The organism is Bradyrhizobium sp. SBR1B (assembly GCF_014198205.1).
GTDB lineage: Bacteria > Pseudomonadota > Alphaproteobacteria > Rhizobiales > Xanthobacteraceae > Bradyrhizobium.
This window is the reverse complement of record NZ_JACIHC010000017.1, coordinates 1-20,665: the sequence shown is the minus strand read 5'-3', so window position 1 is coordinate 20,665 and position 20,665 is coordinate 1. Positions and strand designations below refer to the sequence as shown.

Here is a 20,665-nt window from a genome sequence, read left to right as displayed (position 1 = left end):
GGGGCTGCACATGACGTCATGGCTTGACGAGCCTAGCAGCCTCGGTCGTCAATGCGTCGACTCGGCGAGCTCCTACTCTGGGCGGGGCTCTGCCATGGCAGCTTCGGCCTTCGCGATCACTGCTTCGGCGCGCTCTATCGCGGCACGGAATTCCTCGCTCTTCCAAGTATCAACCGAATGGCCGTCGTCGAACGACTCGTCTGTGGCGTCTTGCGCGCGTGAGACCAACTCACGAAGCGCCGCAATGGCCTCGGAGAGCAGCTTGGCATCCGTCCCGTTTCGGGAAGACTGCGTCACCTCTATAACCCCATCACATCGCAATTTTGCAACGTCATGTAATATCGTTACAAAGAACGACAATTGCAACTGCCCGCGGTGTCATGTTCGTCGTTTAGCGAGAGTCTGGCTTTGCTCAGGCGCTGGCGCCGAGTCCCGCGGAGCTCCAATTCCACGGCAGAAGTTCATCCAGGCGGTTGATGGGATGTCCGTCGACCATGCGCTGCAGCACGTCGCGCAGGTATGCGTAAGGCTCGACGTCGTTGAGCTTGCACGTTTCGATGAGCGAACAGAGGATCGCCCATCGTTCCCCACCGCCATCGCTCCCGGCGAAGAGATGGTTCTTGCGGCCGAGAGCCACAGGTCGGATCGCCCGCTCGACGGGGTTCGTGTCGAGTTCGATGCGGCCGTCGTGCAGGAAGCGGGTCAATCCATCCCAGCGCGACAGCGCATACCGGATCGCTTCGGCGAGATTGCTGCGGCCGGGCAGTTGAGGGAGCTGCACCTCGAGCCAAAGGCGAAGGCTGTCAACGATCGGCTTGGCGAGTGTGCGCCGCGTAGCCAGCCGATGCGCCGGCGATTGACCACGCACCTGCGCTTCGACAGCATAGAGGCTGGCGATACGACGCAGGACCTCGTGCGCGATGGGCGTGTCCTCGGCTTGCGCAACCTCGTAGAACTTGCGCCTGGTGTGCGCCCAACAGGCGGCGAGAGTGATGTTCCCGCCGTCGGTCAGCCGCTCGAATCCCGCGTAACCGTCGACGTGCAGAACACCCCTGAAGTGCGACAGATGCGCCGCCGGGCGCTCCGCTTTCCGGTCGGGTGCGAACACATAAACCGCCGCCGGCGGCTCAGGCCCAGCCCAGCTCCGTTGATCGCGGGCGTACACCCACAGTCGTCCGGTTTTGGTGCGCCCGCGGCCCGGATCGAGCACGGGGATTGGAGTATCGTCGGCAAACAGGTGATCCGACGCGAACATGTGCTTGCACAGCCGATCGTGCAGGGCCGCAAACCACCAGCACGCGCCGCCGACCCATCCGGCCAATGTCGAGCGCTCCAGTTCGACGCCATGGCGGGCAAAAATCTGCGCTTGTCGATAGAGCGGTGTGTGGTCGCAGTACTTGCTGACCAGCACCTGCGCAAGCATGGCTGGCGTGGCCAAACCACCGGCGATCGGTCGTTCGGGCGCCGGAGCCTGGGTGATCGTTCCGCAGCTGCGGCAGGCATATTTCGGGCGGCAGACGCGTACCACCCGCAACTGTGCTGGCACCCAGTCCAGCATCTCGCTGACGCTCTCACCGACGGCGTGCAGTGCGCCGCCACAGCACGCGCACCTCTCACTATCGACGTTGAGCACGACTTCCTCGCGGGGCAGATGGTCCGGCAGCGGCTTGCGCTTTGGCTGCCGCTTCTGCGTAGACGCGGACGCCTCCGGCGAGGCTTGATCCGCCTCGACAGCCGACAAATCGATGTCCAAGTCTTCAAGTCCAAGGGCGAGTTGATCGGCGTCGAGACGCTCGGAACGACGCCCAAATTGTGCACGCTGAAGCTGTTTGATGATCGCCTGGAGACGCTGGATCTCGTTGTTCCGATGCGCGATGACCGAGGCAATGTCGCGCACCAGGCGATGCAGAAGCGCAGTATCCGACGGCAGATTGTCGAGGTCGAGCTGCATGACCGATTCTACTCGGACACGCTGATTCGACGAAGCAACTTCGCTATATTCTATGCGGATTTTTGCGATTCAACCCGCGATAGCCGGTCGCCATCGACGCTCGGGTGTGCGCCAATCGATGCCTTCGATCAGCATGGCAAGCTGTGCCGGGGACAGCGTCACCGTGCCGCCGGGATCGCTCATTCTCGGCCAGATGAAGCCGCCCTGGTCGAGCCGCTTGCTGAACAGGCAAAGCCCGTTGCCGTCCCAAAACAGGATCTTCAGCGTGCTTGCTTTCTTACCTCGGAAGGCAAACAGGTGGCCGGAGAACGGATCCTTCTTGAGGTGTTCCTGAACGAGCGCGGCGAGGCCATCCAGGCCCTTGCGCATGTCGGTATACCCCAAAGCCAGATGCACTTTCACGCCGGCTGGCACGATCATCATCGGGCCGTCTCCTGCTCAATGACGTGGCGACGGACTGCATCCGGATCGCTGCCGATCGGTGCGAAGATGCGACGCCCATCGTCCAGCTCGATAACCGTCATGCCGTCGGGCGGCTGCAACAGATCGTGCAGGACAACCGGTGTCGATGACCCGGCGGCTCCTGCGTCGGCCACCGCGACCGGCGCCAACTTGGCGCGCTTGCTCTTGCCGAACCCAAGCTCAGCTCGCCAGCGGAACAACATGCTAGTGACGATGCCGTGCCTTCGTGCAGCCGACGATACGGTCTCCCCACGTCGTTCAGTCTCCAACACGATGGCCAGCTTTTCCTTGTCGGTGAAGCTGCGCCGGCTCTGCTTCTCCGGTGTCGGAGGATCGTCATTCGGTGTCGCTGTCAAGCGGGATTCAGCCGCGCCATCCTTAGCACTAGTCTTAGCACTAGTGCTTAACAGTGGGCGGGCACTCGGATGAAGGTGCGTCCGCCAGTCGATTTCAACCTCATTGGCGTCGATCAAATCGCGCCATCGCCTCAGGCTGTGCTGCGATATGCCATGTGCCCGGGCATAGGCTTGCATGCTCAGACCGCACCACTTCATCGCTTCAACGTGCATCGTCCAGAACGCTTGCACGGCTCTGCAGCGGAGGTCCTTCGACACTGGAGCCCGCTTCTTGCGGAGCCGCTCCCGACGTTCCTCGCGACGCAATTCCGCACGTATTTTCAACGTTTCAGCGTCAATCAGATGGCGCAGCCAGCGATCGAATGTGCCGCCACTGAGACGATGCTGACGACAATATTTGCGCTTGCTGAGACCGCTTCGCCGCCACGCTTCGACGTGTACCGACCAAAAAGAACGGCGCGCTTCGTTCTTGAAATATTCCGTACCCACCGGAGATCCTCCAATGCAGCAAGGAACCCGATATGGAACGACAACGCACTCTCGGAAAGTCGTGCAGGATCCGGACGCTTACACCACGACGGCAGGACGGCGAGATAAAAGGGGCTCGCCGGTCGAACCGCAAGCCATTGGCATGGCTTGGGTTCTGGCGTGCCAGTCGGTCGGGGCGCGTGCCGCGCCTTGCATTTTGACGAATGCAATCAAGGAGGTTTTCGGCACCGTGCGTGCTTTTGATGCCTGGGAGGCCCTGCGGTGAGTGCGGGCGACAGCGATCTGCGTGTTCGGCCCGGGCGTATTCGCAGCACCCGCGCGCCGAAGCAAAAGAGCTTCATCAACCAGGTGCTGCGCGCGGCGAAGAAGGCCGGGCACACGTCGGGGCAGGCTGCGGCTGGCAGACGCTCTGCGGCCTATGGGCGCTCGACGTTTGGCCGCGGGCGGCTCGCCTTTAGCCGCGCCAGATTGTTCAACCCAAAGCGTCGCGTTGTGGTGAAGGCGCGCGTGGTTCGTCACAAAGGGCGAGCCTTCCGTTCAGCACCACTAACCGCCCACCTCTCATACCTAAAGCGCGACGGCGTGACCCGGAGTGCTGAGCAGGCCGAGATGTTCGATGAGCGCCGCGACCGCGCCGATAGCGCGGCTTTCGCGGAACGGTGCAAGGACGACCGTCACCATTTCAGGTTCATCGTCTCGCCCGAGGACGCCGGCGAGATGACAGACCTGAAGGCTTTCGCCCGCGACCTCGCCAGGCAGATGGAGGCCGATCTCGGTACCCCGCTCGACTGGGTGGCCGTTGATCATTGGAATACCGACAACCCACACGTCCATCTTCTCGTTCGGGGCGTGGACGAGGAAGGGGCGGATCTCGTGATCTCCCGCGACTACATCAGCCAGGGCCTGCGCTCACGCGCCGAGGAACTGGTCGGCATCGAACTTGGTCCAAAGCCGGAGCACGAGATCCGCAATTCGCTGGAGAGGGAAGTCACGGCGGAACGATGGACGCGGCTCGATCGGGAGATCCGGCTGGCAGCCGATGAGACCGGCGCTATCGATCTTCGCCCCGAGAATCCCGGCAAGTCTGATCCCGAGATCCGGCGTTTGATGGTCGGTCGCCTTCAACACCTGGAGAAGATGGGGCTTGCCGCATCCGCCGCACCAGGGGAATGGATGGTCGGCCTCGAGGCCGAGCGCAGCTTGCGCGATCTCGGTATGCGCGGCGACATCATCAAGACCATGCACCGCGCCTTTACCAAGCGTGGAGAAGCGCGCGGCATTGCCGACTTCGTCATCGAGGGCGGGCAGCCCACGTCGCAGATTATCGGACGGCTGGTTGACCGGGGACTGCATGACGAACTGACCGGCGAGGCCTATGCCCTGATCGACGGAACAGACGGACGCGCGCACCACGTACGCTTCCGAGGGCTCGAAGCTTTCGACCATGCACCGCCAATCGGCGGCATCGTCGAAATCCGACGCTTCGGTCAGGCAGGCGATCCGCGGCCGACCATGGTGCTGGCGATCCGCTCTGATCTCGATCTTGCCGAGCAGGTCGCCGCGAAGGGCGCGACCTGGCTTGACCACAGGCTGGTCGAACGCAACTCCATGCCGCTCGCCATGGGCGGATTTGGCCGCGAGACCCGCGACGCCATGGAGGCCCGCGCCGAGCATCTGATCGAGGAGGGCCTGGCGCGGCGGCAGGGCCAACGCATCATCTTGCAGCGCGACCTCCTGAACACGTTGCGCCAGCGTGAACTGGACCAGGTGGCCGCAAAAGTCTCGGCCGACACCAGCCTCCCTTACGTGAAGTCTGACTCCGGGGAGCATGTGGCGGGGACATATCGCCAACGTCTAACGCTCGCCTCGGGGCGCTTCGCCATGATCGACAATGGGCTCGGCTTCCAACTCGTGCCCTGGTCGCGCGAACTCGAAAGGAGGCTCGGCCAACACGTCACCGGCGTCGTGAAGGACGGCGGTGGCATCGAATGGGGCTTTGGTCGCAAGCGCGACCTCGGTCTCTAGCAATCTCACCAAACCAGTTGCGAAAGGGCGTTCGGGATGTCCGGAACCAAAATCCTGTGGGGACAAATATTCGTTGTCAGCCTAATCGTTTTGCTCGCCATCTGGGGAGCAACTGAGTGGACGGCTTGGCGGCTCGCCTGGCAACCGGAGCTTGGCCGGCCCTGGTTCGAACTATTGGGCTTCAAGGTCTATTACCCGCCCGTCTTCTTCTGGTGGTGGTTTGTCTACGACGCCTATGCGCCACAGGTCTTTGTCGAGGGGGCCTTCATCGCGGCGTCGGGGACCTTCGTTTCGATCGCGGTGGCGATCGGCATGTCGGTTTGGCGGGCGCGGGAAGCCAAGAATGTTGCGACCTATGGTTCGGCGCGCTGGGCCGGTCTGGAGGAGGTGAGGGCGGCTGGACTTCTCGGTCCGGATGGTGTGGTGCTCGGCAAGCTCGACCGCGACTACCTCCGCCATGATGGGCCGGAGCACGTATTGTGTTTTGCACCCACCCGGTCCGGCAAGGGTGTCGGCCTCGTCGTTCCTTCATTGCTGGCTTGGCCCGGCTCGGCCATCGTTCACGACATCAAGGGCGAGAACTGGCAGCTGACCGCCGGCTTCCGCTCGCGGCATGGACGCGTCCTCTTGTTCGACCCCACCAACCCAAAATCCTCAGCCTACAATCCGCTCCTCGAAATCCGGCGCGGGGAATGGGAGATTCGCGACGTTCAGAACGTGGCCGATGTCCTGGTCGATCCCGAAGGCTCGCTCGACAAGCGGAACCATTGGGAGAAGACCAGTCATTCGCTCCTGGTCGGCGCCATCCTGCATGTCCTCTATGCCGAGGCAGACAAGACCTTGGCTGGCGTGGCCGGCTTCCTGTCCGATCCGAAGCGGCCGATCGAGGTGACGCTGAAGGCGATGATGACGACGCCGCACCTCGGCGAGCACGGCGCCCATCCCGTGGTCGCATCGACCGCGCGCGAACTTCTCAACAAATCCGAGAATGAACGCTCAGGCGTCCTGTCCACCGCGATGTCGTTCCTCGGGCTCTACCGCGATCCCGTCGTGGCCCAGGTGACCTGTCGCTGTGACTGGCGGATTGCCGATCTGATCGCAGATAGTCGCCCGACGACGATTTACCTCGTGGTGCCGCCGTCGGATATTTCTCGGACCAAGCCGCTGATCCGACTGGTGCTCAATCAGATCGGCCGGCGCCTGACCGAGGACTTGCACGCCCGCGACCGCCGGCATCGCGTTCTGATGATGCTCGACGAGTTCCCGGCGCTCGGCCGGCTTGATTTCTTCGAGTCTGCGCTCGCCTTCATGGCGGGATACGGCATCAAGAGTTTCTTGATCGCACAATCGCTCAATCAGATCGAGAAGGCATACGGGCCCAACAACGCCATCCTCGACAACTGCCACGTTCGGGTCAGCTTCGCGACCAACGATGAGCGGACCGCCAAGCGGGTGTCCGATGCGCTGGGTACGGCGACCGAGATGCGGGCGATGAAGAACTATGCCGGTCACAGGTTGAACCCGTGGCTGGGGCACCTGATGGTCTCACGTCAAGAGACGGCGAGGCCGTTGCTGACCCCTGGCGAGGTCATGCAGCTTCCGCCGATGGACGAGATCGTCATGGTGGCAGGCACGCCGCCGATCCGGGCGAAGAAGGTCCGCTACTACGAGGATCGGCGGTTCACCGAGCGGGTTCTGCCGCCACCCGATCCGGCGAGCGCCAGCCGATCACAGCGAACGGACGGATGGTCAGCGCTCGGACCGCTGAAGCCGACGGTAGGTCCAACTGACAAAGCCCCGGAGGCCGAGGAGGACACGGCGAACAGCGGACTCCGTCGTGAGCCCGAACTCCCCGCTCACGTCGCGATCGCCAAGGAGACGACCGAACCGACACCGGCAGAAGAATTTGCTGCCGTTCTCGATGATGACGAGGATGCGGTCCGTCAGTCCCGGCTCATACGCCAACAGATGCGCGGTGTTGCCCGTCAAGTCGCCCTGGACCCGAATGACGGTATGGAGCTCTGAGACGATATGCGCGACCGGATGAACGTCTATTTCCCGCCAGAATTGCTGAAAAAGATCTCGGAACTCGCCGATCGCAAGAAGCTTTCCCGGTCCGCGATCGTGGAAGCTGCGGTTGCTTCGTTTCTGTCACCGGACGGCGCGGACAGGCGGGAGGCAGCGTTTACCCGTCGGCTGGATCGACTGTCGCGTCAGATGCAGAGACTGGAGCGCGACGTTGGTCTGACGGCCGAGACCATGGCCCTCTTCATTCGTTTCTGGCTGACGATCACGCCGCCGCTACCCAACGACGCGCAGGCGGCCGCGCAGGCAAAGGGTCGGGAGCGTTTTGAAGGATTTGTCGAGGCGCTCGGGCGCCGTTTGCAGAAAGGGCAAAGTTTTCTGCGCGAGATTCCAGAAGATATCCGCCGTCAGGAACCGGCCGAAGAAACTTGATTGAACCCTGAAGAAAGACCAATTCGCCGGTCCTTCTTTTTCTACGCCAGCCCACGATCGCATCGATTTAGCCGAACCGACAAAAGCTGGACGGGCTATCGGCTCAAGCGAGCTGAGAGCAAAGGGGCCAGCATGCAAATCTCAACAGCATGGCGTCGAATCGCGCGCGTTTTTCTCCCTTTTGTAGCTGGGTACTATCTCTCTTATCTGTTTCGAACGATCAACGCTCTGATCGCCAGCCATGTCAGCTCGGACACCGGGGTTGGGGATGCCGACCTCGGGTTGCTTACGTCAGTCTATTTTCTTGTTTTCGCGGCGGCTCAGATCCCGATCGGTATTCTATTGGACCGCTTTGGTCCGCGTCGCGTCCAGAGCGTTTTGCTCTTGCTCGCAGCAGTCGGCGCCGGACTGTTCGCGGTATCGAGCGGCTTCCTCTCCCTTTTGATCGCGCGCGCAATGATCGGGCTTGGTGTCGCGGCGTCGCTCACGGCAGGACTGAAGTCCATCATCGTTTGGTTCCCGAGGGAGCGAGTTGCCTTGCTCAATGGCTACATGATCATGTTGGGATCGCTTGGAGCAGTGACCGCCACGGCTCCCGTCGAATACCTGCTCGCCTGGATGGGCTGGCGGCAGCTCTTTGAGATCTTGGCGGCTGCCACCAGTGTTACGGCTATTCTCATCTACGTCGTAGTGCCCGAACGAGGCATTGTGCCATCAACAACGCGCGCCACCCTTGGCTCCGTTTTTGCCGATCGTCGCTTCTGGCGAATGGCCCCATTTTCGGCGACTTGCATCGGATCAGCCTGGTCTCTGCAGGGATTGTGGGCATCGCCGTGGCTGACCGACGTGGAGGGGCTTGATCGCGCAAGTCTCGTAAGACAGCTGTTCATAATGTCGATCGTTTTGAGCTGCGGCGCCTTGTTGTTCGGTATGACCGTCCATTACGTCAAACGAAGGGGCATCGGGGCGGAGACAGTATTAGCGACAGTTGCGGTGCTGTTTGTCGCAGCCGAGCTAGCTTTGATCCTGCGAGTGCCTCTGCCGTCCATCTTGCCCTGGTCCATTGTCGCAATTGCCGGAACGGCAACGGTGGTCAGCTTCGCGGTAATAGCAGATTACTTTCCGCCGGAGCTTGCCGGTCGTGCCAATGGTGCCTTGAATGTATTGCACTTTGGCTGGGCGTTTGTGGCGCAATACGTTACAGGCCTGATCCTTGAGCAATGGACCGCGATCGATGGTCATCGGACGCTCCAGGCTTATCAAGTCGCGTTCGGCCTCAACGTCGCACTGCAGATCGCGGCCTTGGCCTGGTTCGTGCTGCCTTGGCGCCGATCCGTCGCCTCATGGATGAGTTCAATTTCTTTCTTCATGCCTGCTAATATCTCCGACGCTGTGGAGTCAGTTGGCCTGTATGAGAGTTCAATCGTCCTCCTGCCTGCTGATGACGATGCGGAGTGGTAAACAGCAGCTCGCGGTGAGCCAATGCGATTGAGTAGGCGTGAAAATACCAGGTTTCAGTCTTTCTTTTTCTACGCCAGTCTACGATCACTGAACCCGCTTGTTGCGCCAGGTCCGTCGGTGCCTTTTCTAATCGTCCCCACATGAGGACGCTCGTTGGACGTCCTCATTCGGTGGGGGCGAACAGTGGTAATCCATTCCATTCAATCGGAAGCGAGTTCGCGCGGCGCGCGAATGCTGCGCAGCGCGCTTGGCCCGGCGATTGCCGGCTATCTCGAGGACGAAGCGATCATCGAGGTGATGCTCAATCCGGATGGGCGGCTGTGGATCGACCGGTTGTCGAATGGTCTGATCGACACAGGTGAAACTCTGTCGGCTGCGGATGGCGAGCGCATTGTTCGCCTGGTAGCGCATCACGTCGGTGCCGAGGTGCATGCGGGCGCGCCAAGGGTTTCGGCCGAACTCCCTGGAACCGGTGAGCGCTTCGAAGGTCTGTTGCCTCCAGTAGTCGCAGCACCGGCCTTTGCTATCCGCAAGCCTGCCGTCGCCGTGTTTACGCTCCACGACTACGTCGCCAGGGGGATCATGACCTCGGAGCAGGCCAAGGTTCTCAAGGACGCGGTCGCTGGGCGGAAGAACATCCTCGTGGCTGGCGGGACATCGACCGGCAAGACAACATTGACGAATGCGCTCCTGGCCGAAGTGGCAAAGAGCTCAGATCGGGTCGTGCTGATCGAAGATACGCGCGAGCTTCAGTGCAAGGCGCCCAATCTTGTGGCTTTGCGGACCAAAGATGGTGTGGCCACGCTATCGGATCTCGTTCGCTCCTCGCTGCGACTGCGTCCTGACCGTATTCCGGTCGGCGAGGTTCGCGGTGCCGAAGCGCTCGATCTGCTCAAGGCTTGGGGCACAGGCCATCCCGGCGGCATCGGCACCATTCATGCGGGCAGCGCGATTGGCGCGCTGCGGCGGCTCGAGCAACTCATCCAGGAAGCCGTCATCACGGTTCCGCGCGCCTTGATCGCCGAGACCATCAACCTCGTTGCTGTGCTTGCGGGGCGCGGCGCTGACCGTCGCCTCGCTGAACTTGCCCTCGTCACCGGGCTTGGGGCCGCCGGCGACTACAAACTTTCATCAGCAGGAGACTGACATGCGTCCGCAATTTCGTTTTCTTCGAGGTGCATCGTTAGCCGTATTCGCCATGGCGCTTTTGGGAGCGGCGCCGGCATGGGCGGCTGGCTCGAACATGCCGTGGGAGCAGCCACTCAATCAGATCCTGCAATCGGTGGAGGGGCCCGTCGCCAAGATCATCGCGGTTATCATCATCGTAGTGACCGGGCTAACGCTCGCATTCGGGGACTCGTCGGGTGGTTTCCGCAGGCTGATCCAGATCGTGTTCGGTCTATCGATCGCGTTTGCCGCCTCGAGCTTCTTCCTGTCGTTCTTCTCTTTCGGCGGCGGCGTGGTGATCTGATGGATGATCAGGTCACAGGCTTTGTCGTGCCCGTTCACCGCGCGCTCACTGAGCCAATCCTGATTGGCGGCGCGCCGCGGTCGGTTGCGATCGTCAACGGCACGCTCGCGGCAGCTCTGGGGCTCGGACTTCGGCTCTGGATTGCGGGGCTTGTCCTCTGGTTCATCGGCCACATGGCCGCTGTCTGGGCCGCCAAGCGCGATCCCGCCTTTGTCGATGTGGTGCGCCGACATCTGCGCATTCCCGGCCATCTCAACACCTGAGTTCTCGGTCATGATGAATCTCGCCGAATATCGTCATTCGAACGCGCATCTCGCCGACTTTCTGCCTTGGGCAGCCCTTGTCGACGAGGGAATCATCCTGAACAAGGACGGCTCGTTCCAGCGGACGGCAAAGTTCCGGGGGCCTGACCTCGACAGCGCGGTTCCGGCCGAACTTGTCGGCGTCGCCGGTCGCCTGAACAACGCCCTACGCCGTTTGGGATCGGGTTGGGCTGTATTCGTCGAGGCGCAGCGCCATTTTGCTGGAGCCTATCCGCCGAGTTCATTTCCGGATGTCGCGTCAGCGCTGGTCGATGCCGAGCGCAGGGCCCAGTTCGAAGAGGCGGGCGCTCACTATGAGTCCAGCTATTTTCTCACCTTCGTCTATCTACCGCCGGAGGAGGGAGCCGCCAGGGTGGAGCGGCTGCTCTATGAGGGCCGCGACCGGACTGTTGGCGCAAACGTGCGCGAGGTGCTGCGCGGGTTTATCGACCAAACCAACCGTGTGCTGCAGCTCGTCGAAGGGTTCATGCCGGAATGCGCCTGGCTCGATGATCAGGACACGCTGACCTACCTGCACTCGACGATCTCGACCAAGCGTCACCGCGTTCGCGTGCCGGAAATTCCGATGTACATCGATGCGCTCTTGGCCGACCAGCCGTTGACCGGCGGACTAGAGCCCATGTTGGGCTCAGCCAATCTTCGGGTCCTGACGGTTGTCGGCTTTCCGGGCGCCACGACCCCGGGAATCCTGGACGACCTGAATCGTCTGCCGTTCTCATATCGTTGGTCGACCCGGGCGGTAATGCTCGACAAGACCGATGCCACCAAGCTGCTGACCAAAATCCGCCGCCAGTGGTTCGCGAAGCGAAAATCCATCGGCGCCATCCTCAAGGAGGTCATGACCAACGAGGCCTCGACGTTGCTCGATACCGACGCCCACAACAAGGTGCTGGATGCCGACGCGGCGTTGCAAGAACTGGGGTCGGATCAGACCGGACAAGCCTTTGTTACGGCAACCATCACTGTCTGGGACCGCGATCCCAATGCTGCCGATGAAAAGCTAAGGCTGGTTGAGAAGGTCATTCAGGGGCGGGATTTCACCTGCATGATCGAGACTGTGAACGCCGTCGAAGCCTGGCTCGGCAGTCTGCCGGGGCATGTCTATGCGAATGTGCGTCAGCCACCGGTGTCGACCCTCAACCTCGCCCATATGATTCCGATGTCGGCCGTTTGGGCTGGTGAGGCGAGGGACCTCCACTTCAGGGGTCCGCCGCTTCTGTTCGGCAAGACCGAGGGATCAACGCCGTTCCGCTTTTCGCTCCACGTCGGCGACGTTGGTCATACACTTGTAGTGGGACCCACAGGCGCCGGAAAGTCAGTGCTGCTCGCGCTGATGGCACTACAGTTCAGGCGTTATCCGAACTCTCAGGTCTTTGCGTTTGACTTTGGTGGTTCGATCCGTGCGGCCGCGCTCGCCATGGGTGGCGACTGGCACGATTTAGGTGGCGCCTTGTCGGACGCGGACGAAAACGCCGTCGCCCTGCAGCCGCTGGCCTGGATCGACGATCCTTCCGAGCGGGGATGGGCCACCGAGTGGATCGGCGCGATCCTGGCACGGGAAAAGGTCGAGATCACTCCGGAGTTCAAGGATCATCTGTGGTCGGCGCTGACGTCACTCGCTTCGGCGCCGAGGGAGGAGCGCACCCTCACGGGCCTGTCAGTCCTGCTCCAATCGAACTCTCTGAAACGCGCCTTGCAACCATATTGCCTCGGCGGTCCGTCCGGGCGCCTGCTCGATGCTGAATTCGAACGTCTCGGTGAGGCGTCGGTCCAGGCGTTTGAGACCGAAGGCTTGATCGGAACGAGTGCGGCGCCGGCCGTGCTGGCGTATCTCTTTCATCGGATTGGTGATCGTCTCGATGGCCGGCCGACACTCCTGATTGTGGACGAGGGTTGGCTTGCCCTCGATGACGAGGATTTTGCGGGGCAACTCCGGGAATGGCTGAAGACGCTTCGGAAGAAGAACGCGTCCGTGATCTTCGCCACCCAGTCGCTATCTGACATCGATGGCTCCACGATAGCACCAGCGATCATCGAAAGCTGTCCAACTCGTTTGTTGCTGCCGAACGAACGGGCGATCGAACCGCAAATCACTGCCATCTATCGCCGGTTCGGCCTCAATGACCGACAGATCGAGCTACTGAGCCGAGCAACGCCAAAGCGCGACTACTATTGCCAGTCGCGTCGGGGCAACCGGATGTTCGAACTTGGGCTTGGTGACGTCGCGCTCGCCTTTACCGCAGCCTCTTCCAAGACAGATCAAGCCGCGATCGCGCAACTTCTCGCCGAACATGGACCTGATGGCTTCGTGCCAGCCTGGCTGCAGCGCCGTGACGTTGCCTGGGCGCTCGACCTGATCCCCAATCTCGTCAATCTGGAGAAATCACTATGAGGAGTCTTGGCTTATTGGCGGCTGCTAGCACAGTCGCGCTGTTCCTGGGCGCCACGGTGCCCGCGCGAGCGCAGTGGATCGTCTTTGATCCCAACAATTACGTCCAGAATGTCCTGACGGCTGCGCGGGAGCTCCAGCAGATCAACAATCAGATCACCTCGTTGCAGAACGAGGCTCAGATGCTGATCAATCAGGCGAAGAACCTAGCAAGCTTGCCGTATTCGTCGCTACAGCAACTACAATCGTCGATCCAACGGACTCAGCAATTGCTGGCCCAGGCCCAGCGCATCGCCTACGACGTCCAGCAGATCGATCGAGCCTTCTCGACGAGCTACGCGCCAGCGACCAGCGGCCAGTCGAACCAGTTGCTGATCTCGAACGCTCAATCGCGGTGGCAGAATTCCTATGCCGCGACGCAAGACGCGCTTCGCGTCCAAGCCGGCATTGTTGGCAACCTCGACACTAATCGTATCCAAACGTCCGCACTCGTAACGTCAAGCCAGGCTGCTAGCGGCGCGCTGCAGGCAACGCAGGCTGGCAATCAGATCCTTGCGCTGAACGCGCAGCAGCTCGCTGATCTTACCGCTGTCGTGACGGCGCAGGGCAGGGCGCAGAGCCTTGAAGCCGCTCAGCGCGCCTCGGCCCAGGACCAAGGCCGAGAACAGTTCCGGCGGTTCCTGACACTGGGGCAGGGTTATCAATCCTCCAACGTGCAGATGTTCCATTAATGACTGACATAGGGGCATTCAAGGCGCTGTCGCTGCTGACGACAATCGGCCTAGTGGCCGTCGCGGCCTGCACGATTCAGCTGCGTGGCCGAGACGAATCTGGGTCGGCGCCGAAGGCGGAGCAGAGGACCGATGCAGCCGACGCCGACCTCGTACACTGCCGCGGCGTCACTCCGGAGCAGACGGCAGGCTATCGTCACTGCCAGCAGATTTGGGCCGAAAACCGGCGCCGCTTCCTTGGCAAGATAGGTAGTGCCGCAGCTCCTGGCCACGACGATTCCGCCGCTGGCTTTGCTCTCGCTCCAAAGGACCAGAGCCGGATTCCACAGAGAAATCCGAACTCGGCGACACCTGAGGCGAGCAAGCCATGACTGGTATGGGGGTCATTGACCAATTCCTGGAAACGTTCACGCGTTATATCGACAACGGCTTCGGGCTGCTCGGTAGCGACGTTGGCTATCTCGCAGCGACCCTTGCCGCGATCGACATCACGCTTGCCGCGTTGTTCTGGAGTTGGGGGCCGGACGAGGACATCATCGCGCGCCTCGTCAAGAAGACGCTCTTCGTGGGGGTCTTCGCCTACCTCATCGGTAACTGGAACAACCTGGCGCGCATCGTCTTCGAGAGTTTTGCTGGTCTTGGGCTGAAAGCATCGGGCGCAAGCCTATCCGCGTCTGATTTCCTGAGACCTGGAAAGATCGCTCAAGTCGGACTCGACGCCGGCCGACCGTTGCTCGACTCGATCTCCAACCTGATGGGCTACATCAGTTTCTTCGAGAATTTCGTCCAGATCGTCGTCCTCCTGTTCGCCTGGGTCGTGGTGCTGCTCGCCTTTTTCATTCTAGCGATCCAGCTCTTTGTCACCCTGATCGAGTTCAAGCTCACGACGTTAGCCGGCTTCGTGCTCATTCCTTTTGGCTTGTTTGGCAAGACCGCCTTCGCAGCAGAGCGGGTCCTAGGCAATGTCATATCTTCCGGGATCAAGGTTTTGGTCCTGGCCGTCATCGTCGGCATTGGATCGACCCTGTTCTCGCAATTTACCGCCGGCTTTGGTGGCAATCAGCCAACCATTGAAGACGCGATGACGCTGGTGCTGGCGGCGCTCTCCTTGCTCGGCCTCGGTATCTTCGGTCCGGGTATCGCAAACGGCCTGGTGTCGGGCGGACCGCAACTCGGCGCCGGTGCCGCGATTGGAACAGGCCTTGCTGCCGGCGGGATTGTTGCGGCAGGCGCAGGCCTCGCCGCCGGCGGCGCCGGTCTCGCTGGTGGTGCGATAGCAGGCGCCGCGCGCGGTGGGGGGGCCGTCTTGAGCGGTGCGTCCGCTGCCTATCGAAGTGGAGGCGTGGCTGGCGTTGCGGAGGCTGGTGCGTCCGCCGCGATGAGCCCGTTGCGTCGTGCAGCGGCTGCGCTCGGCGGAGATGGGGAAGCCGGTGCGCAGACCGCGAGCGCTTCGGCCGAAGGGCAGCCCGATTGGGCGCGACGGATGAAGCGCGCCGAGACTATTCGGCATGGTGCCTCGGCCGCTAGCCAGGCCGTTCGCTCGGGCGATCATAGTGGCAGTGGCTCCTCCGTCGATTTGTCTGAAGAGCGCTGACACGCGGCCATCGCGCTTACGCCACCCGCTGTTCGGCAGCGCCTCAAACCCAGACACCGCACCAATTGAAGCCGTTCACTTATCTAAGGGGCAACCAGAAATGTTCAAGCGACCATCTGTTCACTATGGGCGTATGCCCGAGCCGGTTACGCCGTATCAGAAAGCAGCGCAGGTTTGGGACGAACGCATTGGATCGGCCCGCGTCCAAGCCAAAAATTGGCGCCTGATGGCCTTTGGCTGCCTCATGCTGTCAGCCGGTCTCGCTGGAGACCTTATCTGGCAATCGAGCCAGGGATCGATCACGCCGTGGGTGGTCGAGGTCGATCAACTCGGCAAGGCCCAAAGGGTCGCGCCGGCCAACATCGACTATCAACCAACTGATGCGCAGATCGCCTACCATCTGGCGCGCTTTATAGAGGATGTCAGAGGTCTGCCGGCGGACGGCATCGTTCTGCGACAAAACTGGCTCAGGGCCTATGATTTTACGACCGATCGCGGCGCCGCTGCGCTCAACGATTACGCGCGCAACAATGACCCCTTTGCCAAGCTGGGCAAGGCGCAAATCTCCGTCGACGTCTCGAGCGTCATTCGCGCGTCGTCGGAGAGCTTTCGCGTCGCGTGGACTCAGCGCACTTACGACAACGGTTCGTTGAGCTCGACTGAGCGTTGGACTGCAATTCTCTCGATCGTCATCGAGACGCCCCGCGACGCCGAACGCCTGCGCAAGAACCCCCTTGGAGTTTACGTTCGCGCCATCAACTGGTCAAAGGAGTTGAGTCAGTGACCAAGACGCCGTCTGACGTTCATTCGAAGCATGCCGTCCCGTGGAGCTGGATCAGTCCGACTCAGCCCGAATTCTTGATCGCGAGGCGAGCACTTTTATTTGCTATCCTGCTTGGTTCCTCGGCGATCGGTGGGTGCGCGACCTACATTCCGCCGGAGATCAGCTATGACGCTGAAGTGCCTCCGTTACTGGCGACGCCGGTGGCTCTCGACGATAGACCGCGACCGCTTCACGTTCCACCCATCTGGAAGCCGGCGTTCGGAGGCAAGTCGGGAGGGAAGGAAGACGCTGAACCCGTGAGCCGGGTTGAGACCGCAAACACCGCAGCCCGGGTCGAACCGCGTAAGCGGGGGTATTTCAACGCGGCGCAGATCTATGCTTACAGTCCGGGGGCGCTCTATCAGGTCTACGCGGCACCGGGGCAGATCACGGATATCGCGCTCGAGGAAGGAGAACAGCTGACTGGATCGGGGCCGATCGCGGCCGGAGATACCGTACGCTGGGTCGTCGGCGATACCGAGAGCGGGAGCGGCGACACACGGCGTGTCCATATCCTCGTCAAGCCGACCAGAGCTTCGATCGAGACCAACTTGGTGCTCAATACTGACCGGCGCACCTACCTGATCGAGCTCCGCTCTCGCGAACGGCCATACATGCCGTCTGTTGCCTGGTACTATCCGGAAACTGCACGGGAACGATCGCGTTCAGTGGCTCTAAAGCCTGTTCTACCCGACCCGGCGCAGCGCATCTCCCGCTATGCCATCGAGGGGGATAGTCCTCCATGGCGGCCACTCGCCGCATATGACGATGGCCGCAAGGTCTATGTCGAATTTCCGCAGGGCATCGTGCAAGGCGAGATGCCTCCTCTTTTCGTCATCGGTCCTGATGGCAAGACCGAACTCGTCAACTATCGCGCCTATGGCAACGTGTTGATCGTCGATCGGCTGTTTGCAGCCGCCGAACTCCGGCTCGGCGGTGAGCACCAGCAGAAAGTCAGGATTGTCCGGACCGACGGAAGGCCGTCGTCGTGAATACGCTGAACCAGAACGATCAGGTCCAAGCTCCATTGCAAACGCAAGGGGAGCAATCCGGGAGCTTCCGCCTGAGAGCAGAGCATCCGCGCGTAACGCGGCTGTCGCGGAAAGTGTTGGCCGGCGGGACCGCGGTTACTCTGCTTTTCATCGGCGGCGCGGTGCTGTGGTCCCTCCAGAGCAATCGCTCCCGCAACCAAGTGGTCGATGAGCTTTACAGTACCGACCATCACAATGTCGCCGACGGCGTTACGACGCTGCCGAAGGACTATGCTGGCATTCCGCGCCAGCCAATCCCGCAACTGGGGCCGCCGCTTCCCGGGGACCTCGGTCGCCCGATCCTTGCGGCTCAAGGCCGGCCGACGATCGGCGGTGATCCGGAGCAGCAGCGCCGGGATCAAGAGACCGAGGCAGCCCGAATCAGTCATCTCTTCGCTTCGACCAATGGGCGCGAAGTGCGCCCACCCTCCGCTGTGGCGGTTGCAAGCGATCGCGTCGTGCCGGCGAGCGCAACTAGCACCGGCGACGATGGATCTGCGCAGAACGGTCAAGACCGGAAACTTGCGTTCGTTAATGCTTCTGTAGATCGTCGCACGGTAAGCCCTGACCGCACCACGAGGCCGGCTTCACCATACATCGTGCAAGCCGGGACAGTGATTCCGGGAGCTCTGATCACGGGGATTCGGTCCGACCTGCCAGGTCAAATTACCGCGCAGGTGACCGAGAACGTCTACGACACGCCGACTGGCCGCTTTCTGCTTGTGCCTCAGGGAGCGCGTCTGATCGGGATCTACGATAGTCAGGTAAGTTTCGGCCAGTCCCGTGTCCTGCTCGTGTGGACGCGGCTGATCATGCCGAATGGACGCTCTATCGTTCTCGAGCGGCAGCCGGGCGCGGACACTGCTGGTTATGCGGGCCTTGAAGACCAAGTCGACAATCACTGGGGCGAGCTATTCAAGGCTGCGGCGCTATCGACGTTTCTAGCAGTCGGGACCGAGCTTGGGGCTGGCTCGGACAACAATAGCAACGACAGCGCGATCATCCAGGCATTGCGGCACGGCGCTTCGGACTCCCTGCGCCAGAACGGACAACAGGTAATTCGGCGCAGTCTCAACATCCAGCCCACGCTGACAGTCCGACCTGGTTTCCCGGTACGTGTCCTTGCCAATCGTGACCTGATACTTCCCCCGTATAGACGGTAACAACATGCCTAAGCTTAAACTAGGAAAACTTCCGGACGACAAGCCGATCAAAGTGAATGTGGAGCTGCCCGCGGCGGTGCATCGTGATCTCATTGTATATGCAGAAGCGCTTAACCGCCAGGGTGGTCAACCGATCGATCCGACTAAACTCATCGCCCCCATGTTGGCGCGCTTTATGGCCACTGATCGAGGATTTTCCAAAATGAAACGTGAAGGCCACCTACCGACCGCCGACGAAGGATAGTGATGCTCGAGGTTTGGTTTAAGCCGTTGTCGACGCACATAGTCGCCAGTAGGCCAAGCATTGCCGAGTTGGCGTTAAGAGATAGGGTCTGCATTTGCCCGAAACAACTCCGACTACCAATTTGTCCGCGTCTTAAGCCGGGAGAGTGGTGGGCGTCGGCGTGCTATTCGGTCACCTTCATGCGCGTTACACTGCTCCGACCGTCGACGCTGATGGGGACGTCACCCTCGATCGTGGTCCTATGTACGACGCGATGTTGGTCGCCGTAATCGTTGACCGCGTAATGCTGTGTTGCGCGGTTATCCCAAATCGCAATATCTCCCTGTAACCAATTCCATCGCACAGTGTTTTCAGGCGCGGCGATATGGGATTGGAGCAGGTCGAACAGCTTTTGTCCGTCGTGTTTGCGGATCCCAACAAAGTGCTTAACCAAGGCGCCAAGCACTAGCGTCCGCTCGCCTGTTTCGGGATGGACGCGTACAACTGGATGCTCGGTCTCAAAAACTGTCCTGGTGAACACCTCGTCAAAGTGTTTCTTGTCGATCTCGCGAACGCGCGCGATCCCGGCGTAATCGAAAACATTGCTGTGAACGGCCCAAAGATTTTCGGCAAGCCGTTGCAGCGGGGGCGGCAAGCCGTGATAGGCGGCAGCTGTATTCGACCACACGGTGTCGCCTCCGAAAGCCGGCATAATAACGGCCCGCAGGACCAAGATCTTGGGATAGGCATCGGCGAAGGTCCCATCCGCATGCCAAACGTCGGCGCGGCCGCCGCCGCGAGTTGAGTTCAATTCGAGGATCGAAGCCGTTCCTTTTGTAGCGCCGAGCATCGGATGTGGCACGAGCTTTCCGAGACGAGCTGAAAAGCGTTCCTGCTCGGCGTCATCGAGATGTCCTTGGTTGCGGAAGAAGATCACCTTGTGCTCTAGCAATAAGCGTTTGATCTCGGCAATCGCGTAATCCGGTAGATCGCCTGATAGCTTGATATTTCTGACTTCGGCGCCGATGCGCGCCGCACTTTTCACAACATCGTTGCCCGAAATGACGTCGCAGATGCTCATCTTGCTTTTCCAAGCCCTGGCAGGTCTCCCTCGCCCCTCGGGAGCTGATTAATGTCAGCAAGCATTGTGCCATTTAAAGACAAACATGTACTCGACAATGGCAGTGAACGATTTGGGGTTTGGCGCGAGTCCTCGAACCAAGCTAGTGGTTGGGCCGAGCAACGAAGGAACTGGATCACCGATGTTGACCTGTCGGAGCGCAAGGCGTGAACTGAATGAATTTTCTATGGCGTCGACGCTTGCTATGCGCGTGCACTGGTCCTGACACGAGATTCCGCCATTGTCAGAATACCGACAACTGATACAGCGCGGCGGTAATCCCGAGCCGACGGTCCCTTCGTAAATTTCGCGATGTAGTTGATTGCCCGACCTTTTGGAATCCTTGAGAGTTGAGCGACCATGTGGCGGGTTATGCACATTACCTCTTAGTCCTGAACTAAGATGACAGCAGCGGCTTCTTGGTGCCGCGCCAGTTACTCGATGCTAGTCTGGCATCAATGAGACCCAGTCCCGGGCCGGGTTTGGCTCGGCGTGACCCTCTAGGGTCTGTACCTAATTAGCGGGTTCTGATTCCCTCGCACCGAGTTGATTCGGCACGGGGGACTTCGATGCGCAAAGGACTGTTCTGGCTGAAC

20 protein-coding genes are annotated in these 20,665 nt (G+C 61.0%); 15 read left to right on the top strand and 5 right to left on the bottom strand.

The annotated features are described in order from the left end of the window. Positions 1-72: 72 nt before the first annotated feature. The 4 genes from GGD61_RS31165 to tnpA form a co-directional block, all read right to left on the bottom strand. Complete coding sequence (locus GGD61_RS31165; RefSeq protein ID WP_246786087.1) at positions 73-360, bottom strand: hypothetical protein; 288 nt, start codon at positions 358-360, stop codon at positions 73-75. Between the two features lie 52 nt (positions 361-412). Further along, positions 413-1,951, bottom strand: coding sequence for an IS66 family transposase (gene tnpC / locus GGD61_RS31160; RefSeq protein WP_183231785.1), 1,539 nt, complete (start codon positions 1,949-1,951; stop codon positions 413-415). A 69-nt stretch (positions 1,952-2,020) separates the two neighbouring features. Continuing rightward, a complete protein-coding gene (gene tnpB, locus GGD61_RS31155; protein WP_074124987.1) occupies positions 2,021-2,374 on the bottom strand; it encodes an IS66 family insertion sequence element accessory protein TnpB in 354 nt (117 codons plus the stop codon). Beyond that, positions 2,371-3,258, bottom strand: a complete 888-nt coding sequence (gene tnpA, locus GGD61_RS31150) for an IS66 family insertion sequence element accessory protein TnpA (protein ID WP_183231784.1) — start codon at positions 3,256-3,258, stop codon at positions 2,371-2,373. Before tnpA ends, tnpB begins: the two co-directional genes overlap by 4 nt. Positions 3,259-3,519: 261 nt before the next feature. Here tnpA and GGD61_RS31145 point away from each other — a divergent pair, with 261 nt between their 5' ends. The 15 genes from GGD61_RS31145 (at position 3,520) to GGD61_RS31075 (ending at position 18,970) form a co-directional block, all read left to right on the top strand. Then, positions 3,520-5,283, top strand: a complete 1,764-nt coding sequence (locus tag GGD61_RS31145; RefSeq protein WP_183231783.1) for a DUF3363 domain-containing protein — start codon at positions 3,520-3,522, stop codon at positions 5,281-5,283. 36 nt (positions 5,284-5,319) lie between these two features. After that, complete coding sequence (locus tag GGD61_RS31140) at positions 5,320-7,308, top strand: conjugal transfer protein TraG (protein ID WP_183231782.1); 1,989 nt, start codon at positions 5,320-5,322, stop codon at positions 7,306-7,308. 6 nt (positions 7,309-7,314) lie between these two features. Then, positions 7,315-7,740 carry a CopG family transcriptional regulator gene (locus tag GGD61_RS31135; protein WP_183231781.1) on the top strand — a complete coding sequence of 142 codons (426 nt, stop codon included), beginning with the start codon at positions 7,315-7,317 and terminating at the stop codon, positions 7,738-7,740. A 132-nt stretch (positions 7,741-7,872) separates the two neighbouring features. Continuing rightward, positions 7,873-9,201 (top strand): MFS transporter, encoded by a 1,329-nt coding sequence (locus tag GGD61_RS31130; RefSeq protein WP_183231842.1) that lies wholly within the window; start codon positions 7,873-7,875, stop codon positions 9,199-9,201. 231 nt (positions 9,202-9,432) lie between these two features. Further along, a complete protein-coding gene (gene trbB, locus GGD61_RS31125; RefSeq protein WP_183231780.1) occupies positions 9,433-10,347 on the top strand; it encodes a P-type conjugative transfer ATPase TrbB in 915 nt (304 codons plus the stop codon). 1 nt (position 10,348) lies between these two features. Beyond that, positions 10,349-10,672 carry a TrbC/VirB2 family protein gene (locus tag GGD61_RS31120; protein ID WP_183231779.1) on the top strand — a complete coding sequence of 108 codons (324 nt, stop codon included), beginning with the start codon at positions 10,349-10,351 and terminating at the stop codon, positions 10,670-10,672. Next, complete coding sequence (locus GGD61_RS31115) at positions 10,672-10,935, top strand: VirB3 family type IV secretion system protein (protein WP_183231778.1); 264 nt, start codon at positions 10,672-10,674, stop codon at positions 10,933-10,935. The genes GGD61_RS31120 and GGD61_RS31115 overlap by 1 nt, the downstream gene beginning before the upstream one ends. 10 nt (positions 10,936-10,945) lie before the next feature. Next, positions 10,946-13,387 carry a conjugal transfer protein TrbE gene (gene trbE, locus GGD61_RS31110; RefSeq protein ID WP_183231777.1) on the top strand — a complete coding sequence of 814 codons (2,442 nt, stop codon included), beginning with the start codon at positions 10,946-10,948 and terminating at the stop codon, positions 13,385-13,387. Next, positions 13,384-14,115: a P-type conjugative transfer protein TrbJ gene (gene trbJ / locus GGD61_RS31105; RefSeq protein ID WP_183231776.1), complete on the top strand. Its 732-nt coding sequence runs from the start codon at positions 13,384-13,386 to the stop codon at positions 14,113-14,115. Before trbE ends, trbJ begins: the two co-directional genes overlap by 4 nt. Further along, complete coding sequence (gene trbK-alt, locus GGD61_RS31100) at positions 14,115-14,486, top strand: putative entry exclusion protein TrbK-alt (RefSeq protein WP_183231775.1); 372 nt, start codon at positions 14,115-14,117, stop codon at positions 14,484-14,486. Before trbJ ends, trbK-alt begins: the two co-directional genes overlap by 1 nt. Further along, entirely contained in the window at positions 14,483-15,709 is a 1,227-nt protein-coding gene (trbL, locus tag GGD61_RS31095) for a P-type conjugative transfer protein TrbL (protein ID WP_183231774.1), read from the top strand. Before trbK-alt ends, trbL begins: the two co-directional genes overlap by 4 nt. Before the next feature lie 100 nt (positions 15,710-15,809). Beyond that, the gene (gene trbF / locus GGD61_RS31090) at positions 15,810-16,493 is read left to right on the top strand and encodes a conjugal transfer protein TrbF (RefSeq protein WP_183231773.1); all 684 of its coding nucleotides are present in this window, start codon (positions 15,810-15,812) and stop codon (positions 16,491-16,493) included. After that, positions 16,490-17,524, top strand: a complete 1,035-nt coding sequence (trbG, locus tag GGD61_RS31085) for a P-type conjugative transfer protein TrbG (RefSeq protein ID WP_183231772.1) — start codon at positions 16,490-16,492, stop codon at positions 17,522-17,524. Before trbF ends, trbG begins: the two co-directional genes overlap by 4 nt. Further along, a complete protein-coding gene (locus GGD61_RS31080) occupies positions 17,521-18,726 on the top strand; it encodes a TrbI/VirB10 family protein (protein WP_183231771.1) in 1,206 nt (401 codons plus the stop codon). Before trbG ends, GGD61_RS31080 begins: the two co-directional genes overlap by 4 nt. Positions 18,727-18,730: 4 nt before the next feature. Beyond that, entirely contained in the window at positions 18,731-18,970 is a 240-nt protein-coding gene (locus tag GGD61_RS31075; protein ID WP_183231770.1) for a DUF2274 domain-containing protein, read from the top strand. A gap of 163 nt (positions 18,971-19,133) precedes the next feature. Here the strand turns inward: GGD61_RS31075 and GGD61_RS31070 are convergent, their stop codons facing one another. Then, positions 19,134-20,030 carry a TauD/TfdA family dioxygenase gene (locus GGD61_RS31070; RefSeq protein ID WP_210311249.1) on the bottom strand — a complete coding sequence of 299 codons (897 nt, stop codon included), beginning with the start codon at positions 20,028-20,030 and terminating at the stop codon, positions 19,134-19,136. Between the last annotated feature and the right edge of the window lie 635 nt (positions 20,031-20,665).